Raw genomic sequence first — 22482 nt, forward strand, 5'->3', positions numbered from 1 at the left:
GAGGATCGACCCATGACTGTTGCACTCCATCCATCGATCGACAACGGCCTCAAACAGGGCAGCGGCAGCTTCGCCGGCGGCACGCTGGCTTGCAAATGCAAGGACCACCAGGTCAAGGTCGGCATCAAGGGCGACGTCGCCCACAATCACGCCTGCGGCTGCACCAAGTGCTGGAAGCCGCAGGGCGCGACGTTCTCCGTCGTCGCCGTGGTGCCGCGCCAGAACGTCACCGTGCTCGAGAACGGCGACAAGCTCCAGATCGTCGATCCGTCCGCGGTGATCCAGCGCTACGCCTGCAAGGCGTGCGGCACCCACATGTACGGCCGCATCGAGAACAAGGGCCACCCGTTCTACGGTCTCGACTTCATTCATCCCGAGCTGTTCCAGGAGCAGGGCTCGCAGGCGCCGCAATTCGCCGCCTTCGTCTCCTCGGTGATCGAAGCGGGCGTGAAGCCGGAGCAGATGGCGGGCATCCGTTCGCGGCTGAAGGAAATCGGGCTCGAGCCCTATGATTGCCTGTCACCGGCGCTGATGGACGCGATCGCGACCCACGTCGCCAAAGCCAAGGCTGCCTAACAAGGCCGCCTGAGCAAGGCGGTCGGACGTTCGCCATGCCCTATCCGCTCGCTGGCCTCGATCAGTGCCAGCGAGCCCGGACCCGGCCCCGAGACAGTCGCGGCGATGCCGCCGCCTCTGCAAGCTACGCGTATGCGAGCGTGATTGGCTCCCTCAGTCCTGGTCTCTGAATGACTGCGCAGCGCCGCCAACTTCCGTCTTGAAGTTCCCGGCCCCTGCGTTTCTCCCTCCCTCGACTGAGGCACCTTGCTTCGTCCGCGCAGTCTTTCTGGCGGACGAAGCTTTTTTCATCGCACCCCCTGTTTGCGAACACGCGGCCCACGCGGCGCGCTGATGCGCCCTGCTTTTGACAAACCATCGATGCAATCTTTTCCCGGTGAGAACACCCGGCTGTGAACGCCGGGCGGTGGTGATCTCTGCTACGATCGCGCCGTCACGATGCCGCACGACGTTCAATCAATTAAGAACAAAAACGGGGGAGGTATCGAGCACATCCAGACATCGCCATTGGCGTTCCTGCCTCCCTCCGGGATCTGCCCGCGCGGGACGAGGGCGGGATTAGGCACGACCCGCCGCCGACCGGCGTCGGCAAGTTTTGAATTTGGCATGCTTATGAAGAGCGAGGGACGATCATGATCAAGGTGAAGATCAACGGCCAGGAACAGAGCTGGGACGGCGACCCGGATCTCCCACTACTCTGGTTCCTGCGTGACGAGGCCGGACTGACCGGCACCAAGTACGGCTGCGGCCAGGCCCTGTGCGGCGCCTGCACCGTCATCGTCGACAAGCAGGCCGTGCGCGCCTGCATCACGTCGGTCAATGACGTCGCCGGCCGCGAGGTCACCACGATCGAAGGGCTGCATCCAACTGGCGATCATCCGGTGCAGAAGGCGTGGCGCCAGGTCAACGTACCGCAATGCGGCTTCTGCCAGGCCGGTCAGATCATGCAGGCCGCCGCGCTTCTGATGGACAACCCGAAACCCTCGCACGACCAGATCCGCGAGTCGATGTCAGGCAACATCTGCCGCTGCGGCTGCTACCAGCGCATCGAGAACGCGGTCCATCTCGCATCGACGGGGGTGTGACATGAATTTCATCGACAATCCCGGCAAGCTCCATAGCTTCCAAAAACGTGGCTTCGAAAAGAACATCAAGGTCGAGAAGGTCTCGCGCCGTAGCATCCTGAAGGGGCTCGGCATCACCGGCGGCTTCGTGCTCGCCGCACCCGTGATGTCGCGCCAGGCATTGGCCTACGAGACCGGCGCCGGCAAGATGCCGCACGGTGTCGTGGTGGATCCGCGCGTGTTCGTTTCGGTCGCGCCCGACGGCATCGTGACCATCGTGGGTCACCGTTCGGAAATGGGCACCGGCGTCCGCACCAGCCTGCCGCTGATCGTGGCCGAGGAGATGGAAGCCGACTGGTCCAGGGTCAAGGTGCAGCAAGCCCATGGCGACGAGGTCAAGTTCGGCAACCAGGACACCGACGGCTCGCGCAGCACGCGGCATTATCTGATCCCGATGCGCCAGATTGGCGCCTCGGCCCGCACCATGCTGGAGCAGGCCGCGGCGAAGCGCTGGGGCGTGCCGGCGACCGAGGTCAAGGCGGTCAATCACGAGGTCGTCCACAGCGCTAGCGGCCGCAAGCTCGGCTTCGGCGAGCTCGCTGCCGACGCCGCCAAGGAATCGGTGCCCAGCATCGAAGGCCTCAAGCTGAAGGATCCCAAGAATTTCCGGTATCTCGGCAAGGGCCAGGTCGGCATCGTCGATCTCCACGACATCACCACCGGCAAGGCGCATTACGGCGCCGATGTGCGGCTGCCGGGCATGAAATATGCCGTGATCGCGCGCCCGCCGGTAACCGGCGGCAAGCTGGTCTCGTTCGATCCCGATGCGGCGCTGAAGGTCCCCGGCGTCGAGAAAGTGCTGAAGGTTCAAGGCTGGCCGTGGCCATCAAAGTTCCAGCCGCTCGGCGGCGTCGCCGTGATCGCGCGCAACACCGGCGCGGCGATCAAGGGCCGGGATGCGTTGAAGCTGGTCTGGGACGATGGTCCCAACGGCAAATACGACTCCGTCGCCTACCGTAAGGAGCTCGAGGAAGCCTCGCGCAAGCCGGGCCTCGTCTTGCGCAAGGAGGGCGATGCGGACGCTGCCCTGAAGGGCGCCGACAAGGTGATCGTCGGCGAGTACTACGTCCCGCATCTTGCTCATGTCAGCATGGAGACGCCGGTGGCGGTCGCCGACGTCAAGGGCGACAAGGCGGAGATCTGGGCGCCGGTGCAGAGCCCCGGCGGCACCCGCGAGGACGTCGCCAAGACGCTCGGCATTCCCGAGGGCAACGTCACCGTCAACGTCACGCTTCTCGGCGGCGGTTTCGGACGCAAGTCGAAATGCGACTTTGCGCTCGAGGCCGCGCTGCTCTCGAAGGAGCTCGGCGCACCGGTGAAGGTGCAGTGGACGCGCGAGGACGACATCCATAACGGCTTCCTGCATACCGTCTCGGTCGAGCGGATCGAGGCCGGCCTCGACAAGAGCGGCAAGGTGGTCGCCTGGCGCCATCGCAGCGTGGCCCCCAGCATCGCCTCGACGTTCGCTGCCGGGACCGTGCACCAGGCCCCGTTCGAGATCGGCATGGGCCTCGTCGACATGCCGTTCGAGATCGCCAACATCTCGTGCGAGAATCCGGAAGCCGCGGCGTTCACCCGCATCGGCTGGTTCCGCTCGGTCTCGAACATCCCGCGCGCCTTCGCGGTGCAATCAATGGTCGGCGAGATCGCGCAAGCGACCGGCCGCGACCAGAAGGAGACGCTGCTCGCGCTGATCGGAAGCCCGCGCATCGTCAAACCGGAGGTGAAAGACCTCTGGAACTACGGCGAGCCCCAGGAGAGCTACCCGATCGACACCGCGCGCCTGCGCAAGGTGGTCGAACTGGTCGCTGAGAAGGGTGAGTGGGGACGCAAGGTACCGAAGGGCCACGGCCTTGGCATCGCGGTGCACCGCAGCTTCGTCAGCTACATCGCGACCATCGTCGAGGTCGCCGTCGACGACAAGGGCAAGCTGACGGTGCCACGGGTCGACACGGCGATCGATTGCGGCACCTATGTCAACCCCGAGCGCATCGCCTCGCAGATCGAAGGCGCGGCGATCATGGGGCTGAGCCTTGCCAAATACGGCGAGATCACCTTCAAGGATGGCAAGGTGCAGCAGAAGAACTTTGACGACTTCCAGGTCGTCAGGATGGATGAATCTCCTGTGGTGACCAACGTCTACATCGTGCCGCCCGGACCCGACACGCCGCCGAGCGGCGTCGGCGAGCCCGGTGTTCCGCCATTCGCACCGGCGCTGATCAATGCGATCTTCGCGGCGACCGGAAAACGCATCCGCTCGCTTCCGATCGGCAAACAATTGGAAGCGTGAGACGGAACAGAGGCGCGAGACGGAACACAAGCGGTCTCGCCCCGTTTCCATCGATCTGACAGGAGCAGATCGATGACAAATATCTCAAAGGCGCTCGCAGTCTCGTTGCTGTCGGGCGCCTTTCTTGTGACGGCCTCCGGCGCATTCGCCCAGAGCAACACGACGCCGCCGGCCACCGCGACACGCCCCACCGCGCCGGACCAGAACTCGCTGCCCAACGCCGCCCCGCCTGCCTCCACCACCCAGACCACCGGACAGCACAATCCGGATCCCAAGGTTCGCGAGATGAACCAGAAGGAAAAGGACAAGGTGGAGCGTCAGGGGAAATAGCCTTCGCGTCTGCGCATTGATGCGCCCTCTCCCCCTGCGGGAGAGGGCAGCGACGCTGGCTGACACGAGCTCACTTGGGTGAGGGGTTGTCTCGGCGAGTCCACCTCGCGATGAGAGCGCGGATAGAACCCCTCATTCGGCGCTTCGCGCCACCTTCTCCCACAAGGGGAGAAGGGAAGTAAGCGCGTTCGACGCCTTCCATCGCAAAAATGCGGCGGACGTTGCCGTCCGCCGCATTCGCCACCCCCCTGCTGCTCCGCTTCTTTCGATCCGCCGCGGAGCTACTTCTTCAGCGCGAACACCCAGATGACGCCGCCTTGCGGCACGTTGGCTTCGATGCCGATGTTGTTGGTAACCAGCGCGTCCTGGATGCGTTGCGCGTCGACGCCCCATCCCGACTGGATCGCGATGTATTGGGTGCCGTCGATCTCATAGGACACCGGCATGCCCATGATGCCGGAGTTGGTCTTCTGCTCCCACAGGAGCTCGCCGGTCTTGGCGTTGAAGGCGCGGAAGTTGCGGTCATTGGTGCCGCCGACGAAGATGAGATCGCCCGCGGTCGCCGTCACCGAGCCGAACAGCTGCGACTTCGGGAAGTTGTGTTGCCACACCTTCTTGCCCGTAGTGGGATCCCAGGCCTGCAGCTCGCCGAAATGATCCGCGCCCGGCTTCTTCTTCAGGCCGATGTCTTCCGGCTTGGTGCCGAGCCAGAGCTCACCCGGCTTGAGGGCGACTTTCTCGCCGGTGAACCCGCCGCAGAAATTCTCGTTGGCGGGCACGTAGACGAGGCCGGTCTTCTGGCTGTAGGCCGCCGACGGCCAGTCCTTGCCGCCCCACAGCGACGGACAGAACTCGACGCGCTTGCCGATCACCGGCTTGTGCGCGGGGTCGACGATCGGCTTGCCGCTCTCGGGCTCGATGCCCTTCCAGACGTCGGTCGAGACGAACGGCCAGCCGGCGACGTAGTTGATCTTGGTCGGCGTGCGCTCGAGCACCCAGAAGATCGCGTCGCGGCCCGGATGGACCAGGCTCTTGATGTTGCGGCCATCGCGTTGCAGGTCGATCAGCATCGGCGCATCGACCTCGTCCCAGTCCCAGGAATCGTTCTGGTGGTACTGGTGATAGGTCTTGATCTTGCCGGTACTCGGATCGAGCGCAAGCACAGAGGAGGTATAGAGGTTGTCGCCGGGATGGGTCTCGCCGGGCCATGGCGCGGCGTTGCCGACGCCCCAATAGATCGTCTTGGTCTCCTTGTCGTAATTGCCGGTCATCCAGGCCGAGCCGCCGCCGTTCTTCCAATCGTCGCCCTGCCAGGTGTCATGGCCCGGCTCGCCTTCGCCTGGAATGGTGAAGGTTCGCCACAGCTCCTTGCCGTCCTTGGCATCATAGGCCGCGATATAGCCGCGCACGCCGAACTCGCCGCCGGAGCCGCCGACAATGACCTTGCCGTCGACGACCAGCGGCATCAGGGTCATGTACTGACCCTTCTTGTAGTCCTGCACCTTGGTGTCCCACACCACCTTGCCGGTCTTGGCATCGAGCGCGACGACGTGGTCGTCCGTGGTGGCGAGGTAGAGCTTGTCCTCCCAGAGGCCAACGCCGCGGCTGGTCGGGTGCAGCTGGAACAGATCGTCGGGGAGCTGCCGCTTGTAGCGCCAGTATTCGTCGCCGGTCTTGGCGTTGAGCGCGATCACCTGTCCCATCGGGGTCGCCACGAACATCACGCCGTTGTTGACGATCGGCGGCGCCTCGTGGCCTTCGACGACGCCGGTGGCAAAGGTCCAGACCGGCGTGAGATTCTTCACGTTGGAGGTGTTGATCTGATCGAGCGGGCTGTAGCCGTGCCCGTCATAGGTGCGCCGATAGAGCATCCAGTTGTTTGGCTCCGGATTCTCCAGCCGCTGTGCGGTGACCGGTGCGTAATTCTCGATCGGACCTGACACGGCGGCGGTCGAGGCGAGGCAGGTGAAGGCGACGAAGCCGGACAGGTACCATTGCTTCCTGGTCATGGACGTTCCCCTTTTCATCCGTTTGAATTCTTGTGTTGAATTCTTGTCGTTCGTCCCGTCGTCCGCCCAACGGCGGATACGACCTCTCGTGACGCGAGCGTTGGCCCGCACCGTCCGTCATCCTGGCTGCGCGCCACCTACCTTTCCGATGAAATTGCCGGCGACGCTGAGCGAGCCGTCAGCGAGCGCCAACGGCAGCGCCGCGAGCCGTCGCGGCGCCGGGCCGAACACGACCTGTGCGCCCGCACGAGGATCGTATTCGGAGTTGTGACACATGCACTTGAACACCTCCTTGTCGCCGACATCGCTCTTCACCCAGGCGGTGACGGGACAGCCGGCATGCGAGCAGATCGCCGAATAGGCGATGATGCCGTCGACGGCGCGCGCGGCCGTCTTCTCGTCAAGCTCGGCGGGATCGAGCTTGATGATCAGGATCTCGTTGAGCCGGGAGGCGCTGCGCACCACCGATGTCTTGGGATCCTTCGGCCAGGCATGCACCGGCGGTCCGCCGGCCGGCAGGTCGGCCGCGGTGATGGGCTTTCCCTCCTTGTCGCCTTCGGAGAAGACGAGCACATCGCCCTTCTGCGGCCGTTCGTCGGACCCGGGCGGATCCTCGCCCGCGTGCGCAGACGCGGAGCAACCGAGGCAGGCGGTGGTGGCGAGCGCGCCAAGCAGGATCGTTCGCCGCGTCTGCTCGGCACAGGCGTCGGCTTCGGGTTTCCCAGGATTCTCGGACGGTGATGAATTGGTTGTGAACGATGCGCGGGACATGTTCACAAGCAGGCACTGGAACTCTGCCGAAAACAAGGCGAAGAGTTGGCACCGCAGTGCATCAATGTGGCTTTGCTCGCGTTGATTGAACAACGATGAACGTGTTCAAGCGCCTTTTCACAATTCAACGTCGCGCCGCGCGAGCGGCATGATGATTTTGCAGATCAGACCGATGATGTTGGAATTGGTGCAACGCGCTATTCGTCGCGCTGCGCAAACGCAGCGCGACGACCCTGCATGTTTTGCAGGCAGCCGGTCGTCGTCAGGACCTGAGCACGTGGCGCGGCGCGGCGATAGAACCGGAGACGGTGGCCGATGCCATCTCAAAACTGTCGGCGATGCGGCGCGCTTTGTCGATGAACAGGCTAGCTGCTGGCGGCGGGCAGACCTCGCGCGCGGTCTGCTCGAACAGATCGAGCCAGCGGTCGAAATGATCGCCGACCAGGCTCAGCGGTAAATGCGCCCGCATTGGCGAGCCGTGATAGCGGCCGCTCATCAGCACGACCGAGGACCAGAAATCTCTGAGCTTGGCGAGATGCTCGTCCCAGTTCTGCACGATCCCGAACACCGGGCCCAGCCGTGCATCTTCGCGCACGCGGCCATAGAAGCGGGTGACGAGTTCCCCGATCATCTCTTCGGTAATCCCGGTGCGCTCGATCGCATCCTGGGTCAACAGGTTCCGCCGCGCGGCCGCCGCCTCGCGCTCGGCCTTCAGTCGATCCGACATATCCTTCGTTTTCCGTTCGTTGTTCCCGCGTTCCCGCGAGCCGCCCGTTCGACATTGTCAGGCCAAATGCGCCCGACATCTTTGTCCTGGCGCAAATTGCGGGATTGGGCCGCGGCGTTTCGAGCCCGGCACCTGCTCCTTGATCAGTATCGTAGAGTGGGCAAAGGCGCACTTGCGCCGTGCCCACCATCAGTCCGATACGGCCACGGAACGTGGGCACGCTTCGCTTTGCCCACCCTACGGAACCGTCTTTGTCGCGATGACAGATCACGTACCGTAGCTGTAGAAGCCCTGCCCGGTCTTGCGGCCGAGATGGCCTGCATCGACCATCTCCTTGAGCAGCGGCGCTGGCCTGTATTTAGGATCGTTGAAGCCCTTGTAAAAGACCTCCATCACCGAAAGCATGGTGTCGAGCCCGACGAGATCGGCCAGAGCCAGCGGCCCGATCGGATGGTTGCAACCAAGCTTCATGCCAGCATCGATCTCTTCCGCGGTCGCAATCCCCTCCTGGAGCGCGAAGATCGCCTCGTTGATCATCGGGCACAGGATGCGGTTGACGGCAAAGCCCGGGCTGTTCTTGGCGGTGATCGCCACCTTGCCGACGCGCTTGGCGAAATCGAGGGCCTTGGCGTGGGTGTCGTCGGAGGTCTGCAGGCCGCGGATCAACTCCAGCAGCGCCATCACCGGCACCGGGTTGAAGAAGTGCATGCCGATGAAGCGGTCAGGACGATCGGTCGCCGCAGCGAGCTTCGTGATCGAGATCGACGAGGTGTTGGTCGCAAGCAGCGTTCGCGGCGACAAGGTCGCGCAGAGATCCTTCAGGATCTTGACCTTGAGCTCCTCGTTCTCGGTTGCGGCCTCGATGACGAGATCGCAATCGGCAAGCTTCGCCCGGTCGGTGGTGCCGGTGATGCGCTTGAGCGCCGCCTCGCGATCAGCCGCCGACATCTTCTCCTTCTTGACCAGACGCTCGAGACTGCCGCCGACGGTCGACAGCCCGCGGTTCACCGCCGCATCGGAAATGTCGACCATCACGACCGAGAGCCCGGCCGCCGCGCAGACCTGCGCGATACCATTCCCCATGGTCCCTGCCCCGATGATGCCAACGGTCTGGATCATTGCTCCATATCCTTCATCCTTGCGGCCCCGCCGACACGGCACGGCCCATTATTCCCTGCATCAGGCTCTAGCACCGCCGAGGGGCGCCTGCGACCTGATCCTGCCTCTCCTTAAAGCATCCACGGCGGGAATAAAGCCGCCGACGGGCGCGAAACGGCCGATTTGGCCGCATGGCGCGTAATTTGCCCCAAAATTGCGTCCCTGCCCGGCCGGGACAGCGGCCTCCCTCAATCGGACGACGCGGCGGAGCTGACGGCGTGGTGTAGTCGGCGCGCAATGGCCACCGCGAATGCCTCGCGACGCAATTGTGAGATCGACCACATCGGCTTCGTGCCCCACCTGTTAGCCTCGCGCAAATGAAGACACATATTGCACTTCCCATCATCCTCGCCGCTCTGCTCGTCGCAACGCCAGGCTTGGCAGCCGAGACCAGAGGAGCCGGCTCAACCTTCGTTTCGCCCGTGATGGCGAAATGGACCGACGCATATAAGGCCAAGACCGGCAACGTCGTCAGCTATCAAGCGGTCGGCTCCGGCATCGGCCTCAGCCTGATCAAAAAGGAAGCCGTCGATTTCGGTGCCAGCGATATGCCGCTCGACCCCAGGGAGTTGGACAGGCTCGGCCTGATGCAATTCCCGATCGTCATCGGAGGCGTCGTGCCAGTGGTCAATATCGACGGCGTCAAGCCCGGCCAGATCCGCTTCACCGGGCAGGTGCTTGCCGATATCTATCTCGGCAAGCTCAGATCCTGGAGCGATCCGGCGATCGCCGCGATCAACCCCGACGTCAGATTGCCGAACGCTGCGATCACGGTGGTCCATCGCATCGACGGCTCCGGCACGACATTCAACTGGTCGAACTACCTGTCGAAGGTCAGCCCGCAGTGGAAAGCCAGCGTGGGCGAAGGCACCTCCGTCGAGTGGCCGCTTGGCCTCGGCGGCCGCGGCAATGATGGTGTCGCCTCGCTCGTCGGTCTCATACCCGGCGCGATCGGCTATCTCGAATATACTTATGCGCTGCAACGGCTCGACCGGATTTCCTTTGGAATCGTGCAGAACAGCGCCGGCAATTACGTCGTGCCCGACGCCGCATCTTTTCAGGCGGCGGCATCAAGCGCGGACTGGAAGGCGGAGAAGGATTTCCATCTCGTGCTCACCGACGCGCCCGGCGAAGACGCCTACCCGATCACGGCGACGACCTTCGTGCTGATGCCGAAGGCGCCGAAATCACCGGAACGATCGACAGCCGCCATCGACTTCGTCCGCTGGTCGCTGGAAAACGGAAAATCCGAGGCCCAGACGCTCAACTATGTCCCGCTCCCGCCTGCCTTGATCGACCAGATCGAACGCTATTGGCAGCAGAGCATCGGGGCAGCCCCCACGGTCTCGGCATCGGCTAGCGTGAAGCGCTGAACAGCGACGGCGGCCTGTCAATCGAGATTGGCTCTCCGCATGCCAATCTCGATTGACAGGCCGCCGTTATTTCAATAATCGTTGAAATATGGAAAAGACGGACGCCGTCGCGGCGCTTGCCGCGCTTGCTCAGGACAATCGCCTCGATGTTTTCCGCCTGCTGGTGCAAGCCGGCCCCGAAGGCCTGACCGCCGGCGCGGTGGCCGAGGCGCTGGATCTCGCCCCCAACACGCTGACCTTCCATTTCGACCGGCTACGGATGGCCGGGCTCGCGACCGTCCGTCGCGAGGGGCGTTCGATGATCTATGCGGCGCGGTTCGAGACCATGAATTCGCTGGTCGGATTCCTGACCGAAAACTGCTGCGGCGGGGTGTCATGCGCTCCGGCAAAGCCTTCGAAACCGGCGCGGAAGCGCAGCAAAGTGCCAGCCTGAAAGGACAGACCATGAAGCGCCTGCACGTTCACGTGTCCGTCGAGGATCTCTCCCATTCCATCGGATTCTACTCCGCCCTGTTTGCCAGCGAGCCCTCGGTCGTGAAGTCCGACTATGCCAAATGGATGCTAGACGACCCCCGCGTGAATTTTGCGATCTCGACGCGCGGACGCGCGGCTGGGCTCGATCATCTCGGCATCCAGGTCGAGACCGGCGAGGAGCTCCAGGAGGTCTATGCCCGACTGCGCAAGGCCGGCGGCAACGTCGTCGAGCAAGGGCAGACCACCTGCTGCTATGCCAAGTCGGAAAAGTCGTGGATCGATGATCCGGCCGGCATCGCCTGGGAAACCTTCCACACCACGGGCGAGAGCACCGATTACGGCGACGGCAGCGGCGAGAACCAGGCGCGGGTCGCGCATGAGAAACCGGAGCAGCAATCGGCCTGCTGCGCGCCGCAGGCGGCGCCGGCAACCTCGCGGGCCTGCTGCTGAGCACGAGGGCATCTGCAATGGACGCGATCATCTACCACAATCCCGATTGCGGCACGTCACGCAACACGCTCGCCATGATCCGGCATGCCGGTATCGAGCCGCACGTGATCGAATATCTGAAAACGCCGCCGTCGCGGGCATTGCTGCAGCAGCTCGTCGCGCGCATGGGGATTTCGGTGCGCGAGGCGGTTCGCGAAAAAGCGGCGCCCTATGCGGAGCTCGGGCTCGCCAATCCGGCGCTGACGGACGATCAGCTGCTCGACGCGATGATGGCGCATCCAATCCTGATCAACCGGCCGATCGTGGTGACGCCGAAAGGCGTCAGGCTCTGCCGCCCCTCCGAGCTCGTGCTGGATCTGCTGCCGCCGCAGCGGGGCGAATTCGTCAAGGAAGACGGCGAGCGCGTCAGACTGGATCGCGACGCCTGATGCCGAGCCTTGCACAGCGCGCCTTCGCCGAGTGGCTCGGGACGGCGTTCCTGCTTGCTGCGGTGGTCGGCTCCGGGATCATGGCGCAGAAGCTCTCGGGCGGAAACGTCGCTCTGGCGCTGCTGTGCAATACGATCGCCACGGGCGCAATCCTGGTGGTGCTGATCCTGATCTTCGCTCCGATATCGGGGGCTCATTTCAATCCGGCGGTCACGCTCGCATTCGCCTTGCGCGGCGAAACGACGTGGACGGACGCGGCGACCTACGCCATCGCCCAGATCGCCGGCGCGGTCGCGGGTGTCGGGATCGCGCACCTGATGTTCGAGCTTCCTGTCCTCCAGCTTTCCCTCACGGCCCGCACCGGAGCCGGACAATGGCTGGCCGAGGCTGTAGCCACCTTCGGTCTGCTCTCGACGATCTTTGGCGTCGGGCACCGGACCAACACCGCCGTGCCTTACGCTGTCGGCCTCTATGTCACGTCGGCGTATTGGTTCACCTCGTCCACCTCGTTCGCCAACCCCGCGGTCACTATCGCCCGCTCGCTGTCCGATACGTTCGCGGGTATTGCCCCACAAGGCATGCCGGCTTTCATTGCCGCCCAGTTCATCGGCGCGGTTCTCGCCGTTCTGCTCGCGCGCTGGCTTTGGGCCCCCGAAAGGCAAAGCTCCCGTCGGATCGTGTCAGAAGAGCCTGCATAACGCGGCGCCAGCCGCATTTTTTGAATTGAATCGCGTTTCCAAACCGTTCCTCCCGGGTATTCTGTGGATGTCAGCAAGACTCGCAGGAACCGGTCAGTGAAGCCGCTACGAACACCCGATATCGACGATCAGGAGGCATTCCGCCCGGCGCCGAAGCGTCAGGCCGCATGAACGACTTCGCACGATCCGTTGGCGCGGCGCTCTCGCTGATCGGCGAAGCCGACGCCGAGCTGCTCGGCATCGTCGCATTGTCGGTGCGCGTCAGCCTGACCGCGAGCGTCCTTGCCCTGCTGATCGGTGCACCGATCGGGGCCTTGCTGGCGATCACGCGTTTCCGCGGGCGGCAGGTGATCATCGTGCTGACCAATGCGCTGCTCGGCCTTCCGCCGGTCGTGGTCGGGCTCGCGCTCTATCTTCTGCTGTCGCGGTCAGGCCCGCTCGGGGCGGCGGGACTGTTGTTCACGCCCGCCGCCATGGTGATCGCGCAGACGCTGCTCGCCACCCCGATCGTGGTGGCGCTGGTGCACCGGCCGGCGAGCCTGCTGTGGGCGGAATATGGCGATCTGGCACGGATCGACGGGCTGTCGATCTTCCGCTGCATGGCGCTGCTGTACGCGCTGGGCCGGACCTCGCTGCTGACAGCTTTTCTCGCGGCCTTCGGGCGCGCCATCGCCGAGGTCGGTGCCATCATCATCGTCGGCGGCAACATCCGCGGCTTCACGCGCACGATGACGACCGCGATCGCGCTGGAGACCAGCAAGGGCGATCTGCCGCTGGCACTCGGGCTCGGCCTGATCCTGCTCGCGCTCAGCGTCGCGGTGTCGACCATCGCCTTCCTGCTAGTGGGACGCGTTGGGGAAAAATAGCTGCTCGCCGCCAACCTTGTATCCGGCGATCGCCTCCTGCCCCTTCGATGACACGAGCCAGTCGATGAAGGCCTGCCCATCCTTCGCCTTCACATTCGGGTGCTTCTCGGGATTCACCAGCATGACGCCGTACTGGTTGAACAGCCGCTTGTCGCCCTCCGTCAGGATGGCGAGCTCGCCGCGATTCTTGAACGACAGCCAGGTGCCGCGGTCCGACAGAACATAAGCGTTCGACGACGACGCCATGTTCAGCGCCGGGCCCATGCCCTGGCCGATCTCACGATACCAGCTGTCCTTGCCGGCACTGATGTCGACGCCCGCCTCCTTCCACAGCCGGAGCTCGGCCGCATGCGTGCCGGATTTGTCGCCGCGCGAGATGAACGGTGCCTTCGCCGCGGCTATCTTGCGCAGCGCATCCGTGACGTCCTTGCCGCCGGCGATCTTCGCCGGATCGCTTTTGGGCCCGACAACGACGAAGTCGTTGTACATGACGTCGAAGCGCTTCACGCCCTGTCCTTTGGACATGAACTTGTCTTCGGCGGCCCGGTCGTGGACGAACACCACGTCGGCATCGCCGCGCCGCCCGATATCCAGCGCCTGTCCGGTGCCGACGGCAACGACCTTCACGCTGATGCCCTCGTCCTTCGAGAACAGCGGCAGCAGATGGCCGAACAGGCCCGACTGTTCCGTCGACGTGGTCGAGGCCACCGTGATGGTGCGATCCTGCGCGAACGCGATGGTGGACCAGAGCAGCACCGCTCCGATGGCGACAATCTTCCTCATGCGTCGTCCCCCACAAACAATGACGGTCCTGAATAGCCGATGGCGATGGCGACGGGAACCCCGACATTCGGCCGCAGAGAGTTGAAGCGATGGCGTCAAATCGGCAGGAACGCCGAGGCCGCAGGCGGATTGTCCGGAGATGTCATGTCAAGGAGAATCCCATGAAAAAGATCATTCTGGCATCCGCATGCATCATGGCGCTGGCGACCGGTAGCGCCTTCGCGCAGACACAACCGGCTCCCGGCGCCTCCGGTCAAGGCGACGTCGGCCCCTCCTCGCGCGGCCCCGCGACCAAGGGAATGACGACCGGCAAGTCGTCGAACATGCAGAACGAGGCGAGTGACAGCAAGGGCGCGCAATCGCCGTCGGCCGGCGGCACCAACACGAATAACATGGGCAGCCAGGCCGGCGGCGGCGGCGCAGGCGGCGGCAGCGGCGGCGCCGGCAAGTAGTCGGAAGAGCGAAAATCCCGGAGGGGATCATCGTCCCCTCCCACAGGCCGATAGGCGTCGATCAACGGCCGGGGCAATATCTCATCACGCTGCGGATCCCCTGCGGCTCTGGCTCCTTCATCCATCCGATGTCCCTGGCCAGCCAAAGCTTGTCGTCGCCGATGACATAGGCGAACGTCATGGTGTCGAAGCCTCTCGGATTGCGGACAGTGACCTCGCCGCAGGCCACCTCGATCGAACGGCCCTGCGGGTCGGATGCGGGACTGGTCCAGGAAATGTGGATTTCCGCATTCGGCGGGATCAAATGAGCGGCGATCTTTGGAGTGAGATCATCTGCCGAGGCAGGTGCGCAGATCAATGCGGCGAGGACCGCAGCCGGATATATCTTGCGGATCACGTCTTTTCTCCTTCGCTTTCGAAGGAAGCGTATCCATGATCGGTGCCGCAGCTCTGTGGGAGCGGTCACATTGGCAGTCGGTGCGCGGCGGCCTGGTGACAACCGCAGTTTCTCGATGATGCCTGACACATCATGCAGCGGCCGGCGCGCCCGATGCTTGGATGTTCTGCAATTGGTCCCGTCTACATTGACAGGGGTGTGACGGCCGGGGCAGTTTTTCACATTGCTGGCGAATCAGCGATTGCCTCACGCCGAGTACCTCTTGGACAACTCCCAGTGCTTTCGAGACTGATATCGTTGCTGCGCCGCATCCCCGCGGTGAAATGGGCGTTCACCCGGCTTCGGCCCTTGCCGCAGGGCGGCAGCATCGACGGCGCGGCGGTCGTCGCGGAACAGCCCGTCATCGTTACTGACAGTGCTGACGCTCTTCCGGCTCTCGACACCGGCATCGGCACTGATCCACTGCGCAGCGACGCCGCGGTCGCGGAGGACGACACCGCCCGCCCTGTCATCGCGGAAGCAGCAGCCGATATCGCCGGCAGCGACGAGTCCCTGCAGCAGTCGCCGACAGAGGTCGAGCCGGTCGTCGTGGCAGAGGTCTTGGCCTCGGACGAGGTCATCAGCGAAACGGTCGATGGTTCCAAACCAGTCGATGTTCCTGAACCCGTCATCGACAATGATCCGCCTGTAGAGGTCTCGACGAAGCTCGAGTCCGTCGCCACGGAAGCGGTAGCGGCCATCGACATCGAGGACGAGCCGGCCAAAGGCGCTAAGCCCGTCATCAGCAGCGATCCATCTCCCGAGCTCGCGGCCGACGTTGAGCCTGATGTCGTGGAGGAGACCTCGTCCAATCTCGAGGTCGTTTCAGTTGAGGTCGCTTCGGTCGAGGTCGCTTCGGTTGACGCTCCCGCTCTCGTCGTTGCCGACGATCCCTCCATTGTTGCCGCCGTGGATGTCGAGCCTGTTGTAGACGACACCCAGGTCACGCTTGCCGATCCCGACGTCTCGGCGGAGCCTGTCGCTGAAGACAGCATCGACAGCGATCCCACCTGCGACACCGCGGTGGCGATCGAACCGATCGCTGCAAGCGATCCTGCCCCCCTCGCCGCGGAGGACTCTTCCGCCGACGCCATCTTGGTCACGCATGATGAGCCGGCTCCGGCTCTCGCAGCTCCCACTGAGGAGATTCGCAGTGCGCCGAAACTTCGCGCGAAAGCAACGGAACCTGCCGATCGCGCCGCGCTGATCCGGCAGCGCTGGGCCGAAAGCGGAATCAGGATGTGGAACCCCCGCCTTCACGGCACCGGCGAAGCCACGCTGAACATCCAGGGCAGCGTCGGGCTGCTGCCGCCTGCACCCGGCGAGACGATGCCGCGCTACGACAAGCTGGAATTCAAGATGCTCGGCGGACAGATCGTCTGTGAGGGCGTCATCGTCGAGGCCCCCGCGCAGGCGAGCCACCGCAGCTTCACCCGGCTCGCCGAGCCAGGGAAGCTCGACCGGATTCGCGAACCGGTGCGGGAACGCCAGGCCGCTCTGGCCTGATCCTTTCCACTGCAAGCGCCGTCACGTTTGTGCTACGCTGAGGTTTCCCGAACATGGGAGATCGCATGCCTGCAAAGCTGTTGCGACTGATCGTGATCGCCGCCGTCTGCGTCTCGCAAGGAGCCTTCGCGGCGTCCAACAAGCGGCCTCACCACACGCCCGCCACCGATCCAGCCGCGCCCTCCAAGGCGGACCGGCTCTCCTCCTCGCGCGGCGAGACCATCCTCAACACGCCCGGCCAGACCACCGTGCTGACGCGAGAAGTCCTCGACGACATGAACGCGAGGAGCCTCCGCGATGCCATGCGCTCGACCGCCGGCGTCACGGTCGGACGCTAGAGCGGAATGGCATTAGGCTGAATCGTTTCCCGCGGCGGCTCGTTCACCGCTCCCGCTTGCGGGAGAGGTCGGCGAGTTCCGGGCGATGCAAAGCATCGTTGCGCCGAAGCGCATGGTTAGCAGAACGTAGCGGCGGCTTTTGCAGGACTTCGCCGCCGATATGCCTGCCGACGCGGCCCCGTATCGTTAACACGGCCTCACCCTTGCACGCGTCCGGAAATTCTGCGGTAGCGTGCAACCCTGTGCTGGTCTTTCGCGCAGGACCCGATCTAACGCGCCCTTTACCCACGCTATGCAACATCGCCGGCAATTTCAGGGATCCGGGGCTCGTATTTCAATGCCTGTTGCCGATTTGAAGTCTCACTTCGCCGCCGCAATGCGGCTGTTTCGCGTGCCCGCCGACAATCCTGAGCTGACGCGCGCGCAGTTCGACGCCTTCTCCAAGCAGATCCCGCTGCTCTACTTCATCCTGATCACCAACACGATCGCGGTCGCATATACCTATGTGCCGCTGGCGCCGGCCTCGCTCAGCATGATCGTGCCGGGCGCGTTGGTCGCGGTGGCGGGCTATCGGACCTTCTGGTGGCTGCGGCAGCGCCACCTCGTCCGCAGCGACGCCGACATCCTGCGAAATCTGCGTCTCACCAACTGGATCGCGGCCCCGATCGCGGCGGGCTTCACCATCTGGTCGTTCGCCCTCTATCCCTACGGCGATCCCTTTGCCAAGAGCCAGGTCGCTTTCTACATGGCGGTGACCGTGATCGGCTGCATCTTCTCGCTGATGCATCTGCGTTCGGCCGCACTGATCGTGACTCTCGTCGTCGACGTGCCCTACGTCGTGTTCTACTTCGCCACCGGCGAGCCGACGCTGGAGGCGATGGCCGTCAACAATTTGCTGGTCACCGGCGCGATGGTGACGGTGCTGACCATCTACTACCGGGACTTCGCCGATCTCGTCGCCAGCCGCAAGTCGCTGCTGGCACAGCAAGCGGCGACCCAGGCGCTCTCGGACGAGAACTTCCGCCTTGCCAATCTCGATTCCCTCACCGAGCTGCCGAACCGCCGCCGCTTCTTCGCCGAGCTGTCGAGCGCCTTTGCCGACGCCGAGCGCAGGAACGTTCGCGTCGCGGTCGGCATCATCGACCTCGACGGCTTCAAGCCGATCAACGACAATTACGGCCACAGCGTCGGCGACCGCGTGCTGATCGAGGCGGGCCGCCGCATCCGCGAGATCTGCGAGGGCTTCGGCCCGCAACGCGTGGAATTCGCCCGGCTCGGCGGCGACGAGTTTGGCCTCGTCGTCTGTGGTGACCCCGACGATGCCGATCTGGCACGGCTTGGCGAACGCATCGGCGGGCAGGTCAAGCTGCCTTACCAGCTCGACACCGCGCACACCGGGTTGTCCTGCTCGATCGGGTTTGCGCTGTTTCCGGACTCCGCGACGACGTCGGAAGCTCTCTATGAATGTGCCGACTATTCGCTTTATCACGCCAAGCGCCATCAGCGCGGCCGCACCGTAATCTTCTCGGGCGAGCTCGAGGCCGAAATCCGGAGCCGCGGCGTGATCGAGAATTTGTTGCGCACCTCCGATTTTGGCGCCGAGATGGAGCTGGTGTTCCAGCCGATCGTCGACGCCATGAGCGAGCACACTGCCGGTTTCGAGACGCTGGCGCGCTGGCACAGCCCCCGTCTCGGCTGGGTGTCCCCCGCCGACTTCATTCCTGCCGCCGAGCGCATCGGCCTGATCCGGCCACTGACGCAGACGCTGCTGGCCCGCGCGCTCGCGACCGCCAAGACCTGGCCCGACGACATCCGCCTGTCGTTCAACCTGTCTGCGCACGACGTCTGCGCGGCCGAAGGCATCCTGCCGCTGATCTCGATCATCGAGAAAAGCGGCCTGTCGCCGCGCCGGATCGATTTTGAGATCACCGAGACCGCCGTCACCTTCGATTTCGTGCGCGCGCAGCAGTCGATCGCGACGCTGAAGGCGATGGGCTGCGGCATTTCGCTGGATGATTTCGGCACGGGCTATTCGTCGCTGAGCCACGTGCACCGGCTGCCGCTCGACAAGATCAAGGTCGACCGCAGCTTCGTCGCCGACATCAACGAAAATCCGGTCAGTCACAAGATCATCAAGTCACTGACGGGCCTCTGCGACGACATGGAGATCGCCTGCGTCGTCGAGGGAGTCGAGACCCGCGCCCAGCTCGATACCTTGCGCCGGCTCGGCTGCGACTTCATCCAGGGCTATTATTTCGCAAAACCCATGTCGGGCGATGCGATCGGCGACTATCTGGCGAACGAACGCCAGCGCCTCGACGGCGCCAAGGTCGTGGCCTGAGACCGCTCACACCGCGCAGTAGCGTTCCTGGATGTCCTTGTCCGCCAGCAGCGCCGCCGCGCTGCTTTGATGCACGACCTCGCCCTGGTCGATGATCACGGCGCGGTCGGCCAATCGAAGAGCCCATTCGACGTTCTGCTCGACCAGCAGCAGTGTCTTGCCCTCGTCGCGCAGACGGCGGAACAGCACGCCCATCTCCTCGACGAGGACGGGCATGATGCCCTCCGAGGGTTCATCCAGCAGGATCATCTTGGGCTTGCCGATCAGTGCGCGCGCGATCGCCAGCATCTGCTGCTCGCCGCCGGAGAGCGTCACGCCCTCCTGGTCGAGGCGCTCCTTCAGGCGCGGAAAGGTCCCGGCGATCTCCTCGATCGCGGTCCGCTCCTCGATGTCGCTCCCGGCCGCGACCAGGCCGAGCCGGAGATTCTCTCGCACCGACAATCCGGGAACGATGCGCCGCTCCTCGGGCACGTAGGCCAGGCCGAGGTGGAAGCGCTGATGGGCGCGCAACGGCAGGAGCTCCCTGCCCGCAAAGCGCACGCGGCCGGTCGCCTTCGGCATCAGGCCCATCATGGTTCGCAAGGTCGTGGTCTTGCCGGCGCCGTTGCGCCCGACGAGGGCAACCACCTCGCCCTCCTTCACGTGCAGGGAGATGCCGTGGAGGATGTGGCTCGCCCCATACCAGGCGTGGAGATCTTCGATTTCGAGCAGCGCGGTTTCAGCCATAACCTTCACTCTGTCCGAGATAGACCCGACGGACCTCCGGATTGCTCCTGATCTCGTCGGGCGCGCCGTCGGCGAGCAGGCGGCCATGATGCAGCACCACGACGCGCTTGGACAGGCCCAGCACCATCTTCATCTTGTGCTCCACCAGAAGCACGGTGCGCCTGTCGGCAAGCCGCTCCAGCAGCGCGACCATATCCTTGGTCTCTTCCGGTCCCATGCCGGCGGTCGGCTCGTCGAGCAGCAGCAACTCGGGCTCGGAGACCAGCGCGATCGCGATCTCCAGCGCGCGCTGCTGGCCATGCGAGAGGAATTTTGCAAATTCGCTTCGCTTGCCGAGAAGCCCCACCGCGTCGAGTGCCGCATCAGCACGCGCATGCAATTCGGTCAGCCGAGCGCGGTTGCGCCAGATGTCGTAGCTCACAGCCAGCGCCTGGGCCGCGACGCGGACGTTCTCATGCACTGACAGGTCCGGAAAGATGTTGGTGATCTGGTAGGAGCGCGAAATGCCCTGGTGCACGAAGCGGTGCTGCGGCAAGCCGTTCAGCTCGCGTCCGCGGAAGTGCAGCTTGCCGGACGTCGGCGTCAATACACCGGAGAGGATGTTGAAGAACGTGCTCTTGCCGGCCCCGTTCGGCCCGATAATCGAGGTCAGCTGCCCCGCCGCAAAGGACAAGGTAATATCCTCGAGCGCGACGAAGCCGCCGAAGCGCTTGCCGATTCCCTCGGCGCGAAGCAGCTCGCCGCTCATCGCCGCGCCTTTCCGATACCGAGGACGTCCAGCAGCGTTCCCCAGATGCCCTTGGGCAGGAACAACACGAACAGCACGAAGATCGCACCGACGAAGATCTGCCAATGCGGCGTCCACAGCGAGATGACGTCCTCCAGGATCAGGAAGCTCGCCGCGCCGACGAAGGGTCCGAAGAAGCTACGGGCGCCGCCGAGCAGCACCATCATCACGATCATGCCCGAGGTCTGGTAGTGCAGGATGTCGAGCGGCACGATCGACAGATGCAGCGCCAGCATGCAGCCGCCGAGCGAGGAGATCGCGCCCGACAGCATGAACACGACCAGCTTGCTGCGTTCGACATCGTAGCCGCAGGCCCGCGCCCGCTGCTCATTCTCGCGGATCGCCTCGATGACGGCCCCGAACGGCGAGTTCAGGATGCGCGATTGGAACCACATCGCCAGCGCCGCAAAGGCCATCAGCACGTAGTATTTGTTGACGGGGTCGAGAAAATTGACCTGGAGGCCGAACAGGCTGATGCGGTCGACGGTGAAGCCGCGCAGGCCGTTCTCGCCGCCGGTGAAGGACGAGGCCTGGAGCGCGACGTAATAGACGAGCTGCGCCAGCGCGAGCGTGACCATGGAGAAATAGATGCCGCGGGTGCGCGTCGAGATGATTCCGATCACGGCCGCAAGGCAGGTGCTGAGACCCACGGCGATCGCGACCGCGGCAAACCACGGCACGCCGTAACGCCCGATCGCAATGCCGGTGAAGTAGGCCCCCGCACCGAAGAACGCGGCCTGGCCGAACGACAACAATCCGGTGTAGCCGAACAGCAGATTATAGCCCATCACCACGACGCCGTAGATCAGGACGTTCACGGCCAGCGCCTTGGACGGCAGCAGCCAGGGCAATATCGCCAGCACGGCGATGGAGAGCAGCACGCGGTGGTCGAGAAGCCGGCCGAGCCCGCTCGGCGCAGCCTTGGCAAGAACCTCGCCGCTCGAAGGATGCGTCACGCCGTCCTCCCTCTCACGCCGAACAGGCCTTGCGGGCGGATCAGCAACACCACCGCCATCAGCGCGAACATCACGATGGTCGCCATTTCAGGCGCGAACAGTGCCACCAGGCTGATGGAAATGCCGACCATGAGGCCGGCCACGACCGCGCCGACAATCGAGCCGAGGCCGCCGATCACGGTGACGACGAAGGCTTCGGCCAGAACCAGCGAGCCCATCTCCGGATTGACGCTGCGCATCGGCCCGGCGAGCACGCCGCCGAGCGCGGCAAGTCCGACGCCGAGCCCGAAGATCGCGAGCCAGACGCGGCCGATGTCGACGCCAAGCACCTGCATGATGGTGGGATCGCGCGCACCCGCGCGCACGATCAACCCGACCCGGGTCTTCTCCAGCGTCAGCCAGAGCGCCAGCAGCACCACCGCCACCAGCACGATGACGAACAGGCGGTAGCGCGGGAAGAAGCCGATGCCGAGATCGAGCACGCCGATCAGCTGCGGCGGGGTCGGAAACGGAATGCCGTCGCTGCCGAACACGATGCGCACGCCCTCGACCAGGACGTAGCTGAGGCCGAAGGTGAGCAGCAGCGGATCGTCGATCGAGCGTCCATACAGCCGGCGGATCAGCACGAACTCGATCAGCATGCCGAAGGCGCCGATCAGGATGGGCGCCAGCAGCAGCCCCCACCAGAAGCTTCCGGTGAGAGAGGCCAGATACAGCCCCGCATAGGCCCCGATCATGAACAGCGCACCATGGGCGAAGTTGACCACCCCGAGCATGCCGAACACGATCGTCAGTCCAAGCGCAGTGATCACCAGGACCGCCCCAAGGGCGATCCCGGAGAGAAGCTGCATGATGATCAGCGACAGGTCCATCGTCTCAAGAC

At 64.4% G+C, this 22482-nt stretch carries 24 protein-coding genes; 14 read left to right on the forward strand and 10 right to left on the reverse strand.

Features of this window, described 5'->3' with window-relative positions; all coding sequences use genetic code 11:
• The first annotated feature begins 12 nt into the window (after window positions 1-12).
• The 4 genes from gfa to A3AS_RS0127445 all read left to right on the forward strand — a co-directional run bounded on the left by gfa (window position 13) and on the right by A3AS_RS0127445 (window position 4320).
• Window positions 13-576: an S-(hydroxymethyl)glutathione synthase gene (gfa, locus tag A3AS_RS0127430; protein ID WP_018320737.1), complete on the forward strand. Its 564-nt coding sequence runs from the start codon at window positions 13-15 to the stop codon at window positions 574-576.
• Window positions 577-1208: 632 nt separating this feature from the next.
• Window positions 1209-1661: a (2Fe-2S)-binding protein gene (locus A3AS_RS0127435; protein ID WP_018320738.1), complete on the forward strand. Its 453-nt coding sequence runs from the start codon at window positions 1209-1211 to the stop codon at window positions 1659-1661.
• 1 nt (window position 1662) lies between these two features.
• Window positions 1663-3990, forward strand: coding sequence for a molybdopterin cofactor-binding domain-containing protein (locus A3AS_RS0127440; protein ID WP_018320739.1), 2328 nt, complete (start codon window positions 1663-1665; stop codon window positions 3988-3990).
• Window positions 3991-4062: 72 nt separating this feature from the next.
• Window positions 4063-4320 (forward strand): hypothetical protein, encoded by a 258-nt coding sequence (locus A3AS_RS0127445; RefSeq protein ID WP_018320740.1) that lies wholly within the window; start codon window positions 4063-4065, stop codon window positions 4318-4320.
• 281 nt (window positions 4321-4601) lie between these two features.
• On the opposite strand, the gene A3AS_RS0127450 is transcribed toward A3AS_RS0127445, so the two are convergent.
• The 4 genes from A3AS_RS0127450 to A3AS_RS0127465 form a co-directional block, all read right to left on the reverse strand.
• A complete protein-coding gene (locus tag A3AS_RS0127450; protein ID WP_018320741.1) occupies window positions 4602-6329 on the reverse strand; it encodes a methanol/ethanol family PQQ-dependent dehydrogenase in 1728 nt (575 codons plus the stop codon).
• Window positions 6330-6446: 117 nt separating this feature from the next.
• On the reverse strand, window positions 6447-7100 hold the full coding sequence (locus tag A3AS_RS0127455; protein WP_026202412.1) for a ubiquinol-cytochrome c reductase iron-sulfur subunit: 654 nt from the start codon (window positions 7098-7100) through the stop codon (window positions 6447-6449).
• Between the two features lie 262 nt (window positions 7101-7362).
• Window positions 7363-7827, reverse strand: coding sequence for a group III truncated hemoglobin (locus A3AS_RS0127460; protein ID WP_018320743.1), 465 nt, complete (start codon window positions 7825-7827; stop codon window positions 7363-7365).
• A gap of 267 nt (window positions 7828-8094) precedes the next feature.
• Window positions 8095-8946, reverse strand: a complete 852-nt coding sequence (locus A3AS_RS0127465) for a 3-hydroxybutyryl-CoA dehydrogenase (RefSeq protein ID WP_026202414.1) — start codon at window positions 8944-8946, stop codon at window positions 8095-8097.
• Between the two features lie 356 nt (window positions 8947-9302).
• On the opposite strand from A3AS_RS0127465, the gene pstS reads away from it, so the two are divergent.
• The 6 genes from pstS to A3AS_RS0127495 all read left to right on the forward strand — a co-directional run bounded on the left by pstS (window position 9303) and on the right by A3AS_RS0127495 (window position 13274).
• The gene (pstS, locus tag A3AS_RS43870) at window positions 9303-10358 is read left to right on the forward strand and encodes a phosphate ABC transporter substrate-binding protein PstS (RefSeq protein WP_018320745.1); all 1056 of its coding nucleotides are present in this window, start codon (window positions 9303-9305) and stop codon (window positions 10356-10358) included.
• Between the two features lie 88 nt (window positions 10359-10446).
• A complete protein-coding gene (locus A3AS_RS0127475; RefSeq protein ID WP_018320746.1) occupies window positions 10447-10791 on the forward strand; it encodes a helix-turn-helix transcriptional regulator in 345 nt (114 codons plus the stop codon).
• Between the two features lie 11 nt (window positions 10792-10802).
• Window positions 10803-11282, forward strand: a complete 480-nt coding sequence (locus A3AS_RS0127480; protein WP_026202415.1) for an ArsI/CadI family heavy metal resistance metalloenzyme — start codon at window positions 10803-10805, stop codon at window positions 11280-11282.
• 17 nt (window positions 11283-11299) lie between these two features.
• Window positions 11300-11710 carry an arsenate reductase (glutaredoxin) gene (gene arsC / locus A3AS_RS0127485; RefSeq protein WP_018320748.1) on the forward strand — a complete coding sequence of 137 codons (411 nt, stop codon included), beginning with the start codon at window positions 11300-11302 and terminating at the stop codon, window positions 11708-11710.
• On the forward strand, window positions 11710-12408 hold the full coding sequence (locus A3AS_RS0127490) for an MIP/aquaporin family protein (protein ID WP_018320749.1): 699 nt from the start codon (window positions 11710-11712) through the stop codon (window positions 12406-12408). Before arsC ends, A3AS_RS0127490 begins: the two co-directional genes overlap by 1 nt.
• A gap of 167 nt (window positions 12409-12575) precedes the next feature.
• Entirely contained in the window at window positions 12576-13274 is a 699-nt protein-coding gene (locus tag A3AS_RS0127495) for an ABC transporter permease (RefSeq protein WP_018320750.1), read from the forward strand.
• Here A3AS_RS0127495 and A3AS_RS0127500 read toward each other — a convergent pair.
• A complete protein-coding gene (locus A3AS_RS0127500) occupies window positions 13248-14057 on the reverse strand; it encodes a substrate-binding domain-containing protein (protein WP_018320751.1) in 810 nt (269 codons plus the stop codon). The genes A3AS_RS0127495 and A3AS_RS0127500 overlap by 27 nt on opposite strands.
• Window positions 14058-14218: 161 nt before the next feature.
• On the opposite strand from A3AS_RS0127500, the gene A3AS_RS0127505 reads away from it, so the two are divergent.
• Window positions 14219-14509 carry a hypothetical protein gene (locus tag A3AS_RS0127505; RefSeq protein WP_018320752.1) on the forward strand — a complete coding sequence of 97 codons (291 nt, stop codon included), beginning with the start codon at window positions 14219-14221 and terminating at the stop codon, window positions 14507-14509.
• 61 nt (window positions 14510-14570) lie between these two features.
• Here the strand turns inward: A3AS_RS0127505 and A3AS_RS0127510 are convergent, their stop codons facing one another.
• Window positions 14571-14906 (reverse strand): hypothetical protein, encoded by a 336-nt coding sequence (locus A3AS_RS0127510; RefSeq protein ID WP_018320753.1) that lies wholly within the window; start codon window positions 14904-14906, stop codon window positions 14571-14573.
• A 297-nt stretch (window positions 14907-15203) separates the two neighbouring features.
• On the opposite strand from A3AS_RS0127510, the gene A3AS_RS0127515 reads away from it, so the two are divergent.
• The 3 genes from A3AS_RS0127515 to A3AS_RS0127525 all read left to right on the forward strand — a co-directional run bounded on the left by A3AS_RS0127515 (window position 15204) and on the right by A3AS_RS0127525 (window position 19130).
• Window positions 15204-16451 (forward strand): hypothetical protein, encoded by a 1248-nt coding sequence (locus tag A3AS_RS0127515; protein ID WP_020508749.1) that lies wholly within the window; start codon window positions 15204-15206, stop codon window positions 16449-16451.
• Between the two features lie 65 nt (window positions 16452-16516).
• The gene (locus tag A3AS_RS0127520) at window positions 16517-16789 is read left to right on the forward strand and encodes a TonB-dependent receptor plug domain-containing protein (protein ID WP_018320755.1); all 273 of its coding nucleotides are present in this window, start codon (window positions 16517-16519) and stop codon (window positions 16787-16789) included.
• A 337-nt stretch (window positions 16790-17126) separates the two neighbouring features.
• Window positions 17127-19130, forward strand: coding sequence for a bifunctional diguanylate cyclase/phosphodiesterase (locus A3AS_RS0127525; protein WP_018320756.1), 2004 nt, complete (start codon window positions 17127-17129; stop codon window positions 19128-19130).
• A gap of 6 nt (window positions 19131-19136) precedes the next feature.
• Here the strand turns inward: A3AS_RS0127525 and A3AS_RS0127530 are convergent, their stop codons facing one another.
• Genes A3AS_RS0127530 through A3AS_RS0127545 form a run of 4 tightly spaced genes read right to left on the reverse strand, consistent with a single transcriptional unit; the run spans window position 19137 to window position 22471 of the window.
• Window positions 19137-19856, reverse strand: a complete 720-nt coding sequence (locus A3AS_RS0127530) for an ABC transporter ATP-binding protein (RefSeq protein WP_018320757.1) — start codon at window positions 19854-19856, stop codon at window positions 19137-19139.
• Window positions 19849-20604 (reverse strand): ABC transporter ATP-binding protein, encoded by a 756-nt coding sequence (locus A3AS_RS0127535; RefSeq protein WP_018320758.1) that lies wholly within the window; start codon window positions 20602-20604, stop codon window positions 19849-19851. Before A3AS_RS0127535 ends, A3AS_RS0127530 begins: the two co-directional genes overlap by 8 nt.
• Window positions 20601-21599, reverse strand: a complete 999-nt coding sequence (locus A3AS_RS0127540) for a branched-chain amino acid ABC transporter permease (protein WP_018320759.1) — start codon at window positions 21597-21599, stop codon at window positions 20601-20603. Before A3AS_RS0127540 ends, A3AS_RS0127535 begins: the two co-directional genes overlap by 4 nt.
• Window positions 21596-22471: a branched-chain amino acid ABC transporter permease gene (locus tag A3AS_RS0127545; protein WP_018320760.1), complete on the reverse strand. Its 876-nt coding sequence runs from the start codon at window positions 22469-22471 to the stop codon at window positions 21596-21598. Before A3AS_RS0127545 ends, A3AS_RS0127540 begins: the two co-directional genes overlap by 4 nt.
• Window positions 22472-22482 lie beyond the last annotated feature (11 nt).

Origin of the sequence: Bradyrhizobium sp. WSM2793 (genome assembly GCF_000379585.1) — a bacterium.
Classification (GTDB): domain Bacteria; phylum Pseudomonadota; class Alphaproteobacteria; order Rhizobiales; family Xanthobacteraceae; genus Bradyrhizobium.

What these genes read in the sequence shown, in the direction of transcription:
- A3AS_RS0127450 (WP_018320741.1), bottom strand. Translation starts at nt 6,329, where the DNA reads ATGACCAGGAAGCAATGGTACCTGTCCGGCTTCGTCGCCTTCACCTGC.
- A3AS_RS0127445 (WP_018320740.1), top strand. Translation starts at nt 4,063, where the DNA reads ATGACAAATATCTCAAAGGCGCTCGCAGTCTCGTTGCTGTCGGGCGCC.
- pstS (WP_018320745.1), top strand. Translation starts at nt 9,303, where the DNA reads ATGAAGACACATATTGCACTTCCCATCATCCTCGCCGCTCTGCTCGTC.
- A3AS_RS0127505 (WP_018320752.1), top strand. Translation starts at nt 14,219, where the DNA reads ATGAAAAAGATCATTCTGGCATCCGCATGCATCATGGCGCTGGCGACC.
- A3AS_RS0127545 (WP_018320760.1), bottom strand. Translation starts at nt 22,471, where the DNA reads ATGGACCTGTCGCTGATCATCATGCAGCTTCTCTCCGGGATCGCCCTT.
- A3AS_RS0127525 (WP_018320756.1), top strand. Translation starts at nt 17,127, where the DNA reads ATGCCTGTTGCCGATTTGAAGTCTCACTTCGCCGCCGCAATGCGGCTG.
- A3AS_RS0127500 (WP_018320751.1), bottom strand. Translation starts at nt 14,057, where the DNA reads ATGAGGAAGATTGTCGCCATCGGAGCGGTGCTGCTCTGGTCCACCATC.
- A3AS_RS0127455 (WP_026202412.1), bottom strand. Translation starts at nt 7,100, where the DNA reads ATGTCCCGCGCATCGTTCACAACCAATTCATCACCGTCCGAGAATCCT.
- A3AS_RS0127480 (WP_026202415.1), top strand. Translation starts at nt 10,803, where the DNA reads ATGAAGCGCCTGCACGTTCACGTGTCCGTCGAGGATCTCTCCCATTCC.
- A3AS_RS0127495 (WP_018320750.1), top strand. Translation starts at nt 12,576, where the DNA reads ATGAACGACTTCGCACGATCCGTTGGCGCGGCGCTCTCGCTGATCGGC.
- A3AS_RS0127520 (WP_018320755.1), top strand. Translation starts at nt 16,517, where the DNA reads ATGCCTGCAAAGCTGTTGCGACTGATCGTGATCGCCGCCGTCTGCGTC.
- A3AS_RS0127530 (WP_018320757.1), bottom strand. Translation starts at nt 19,856, where the DNA reads ATGGCTGAAACCGCGCTGCTCGAAATCGAAGATCTCCACGCCTGGTAT.
- gfa (WP_018320737.1), top strand. Translation starts at nt 13, where the DNA reads ATGACTGTTGCACTCCATCCATCGATCGACAACGGCCTCAAACAGGGC.
- A3AS_RS0127435 (WP_018320738.1), top strand. Translation starts at nt 1,209, where the DNA reads ATGATCAAGGTGAAGATCAACGGCCAGGAACAGAGCTGGGACGGCGAC.
- A3AS_RS0127460 (WP_018320743.1), bottom strand. Translation starts at nt 7,827, where the DNA reads ATGTCGGATCGACTGAAGGCCGAGCGCGAGGCGGCGGCCGCGCGGCGG.
- A3AS_RS0127465 (WP_026202414.1), bottom strand. Translation starts at nt 8,946, where the DNA reads ATGATCCAGACCGTTGGCATCATCGGGGCAGGGACCATGGGGAATGGT.
- arsC (WP_018320748.1), top strand. Translation starts at nt 11,300, where the DNA reads ATGGACGCGATCATCTACCACAATCCCGATTGCGGCACGTCACGCAAC.
- A3AS_RS0127535 (WP_018320758.1), bottom strand. Translation starts at nt 20,604, where the DNA reads ATGAGCGGCGAGCTGCTTCGCGCCGAGGGAATCGGCAAGCGCTTCGGC.
- A3AS_RS0127440 (WP_018320739.1), top strand. Translation starts at nt 1,663, where the DNA reads ATGAATTTCATCGACAATCCCGGCAAGCTCCATAGCTTCCAAAAACGT.
- A3AS_RS0127475 (WP_018320746.1), top strand. Translation starts at nt 10,447, where the DNA reads ATGGAAAAGACGGACGCCGTCGCGGCGCTTGCCGCGCTTGCTCAGGAC.
- A3AS_RS0127490 (WP_018320749.1), top strand. Translation starts at nt 11,710, where the DNA reads ATGCCGAGCCTTGCACAGCGCGCCTTCGCCGAGTGGCTCGGGACGGCG.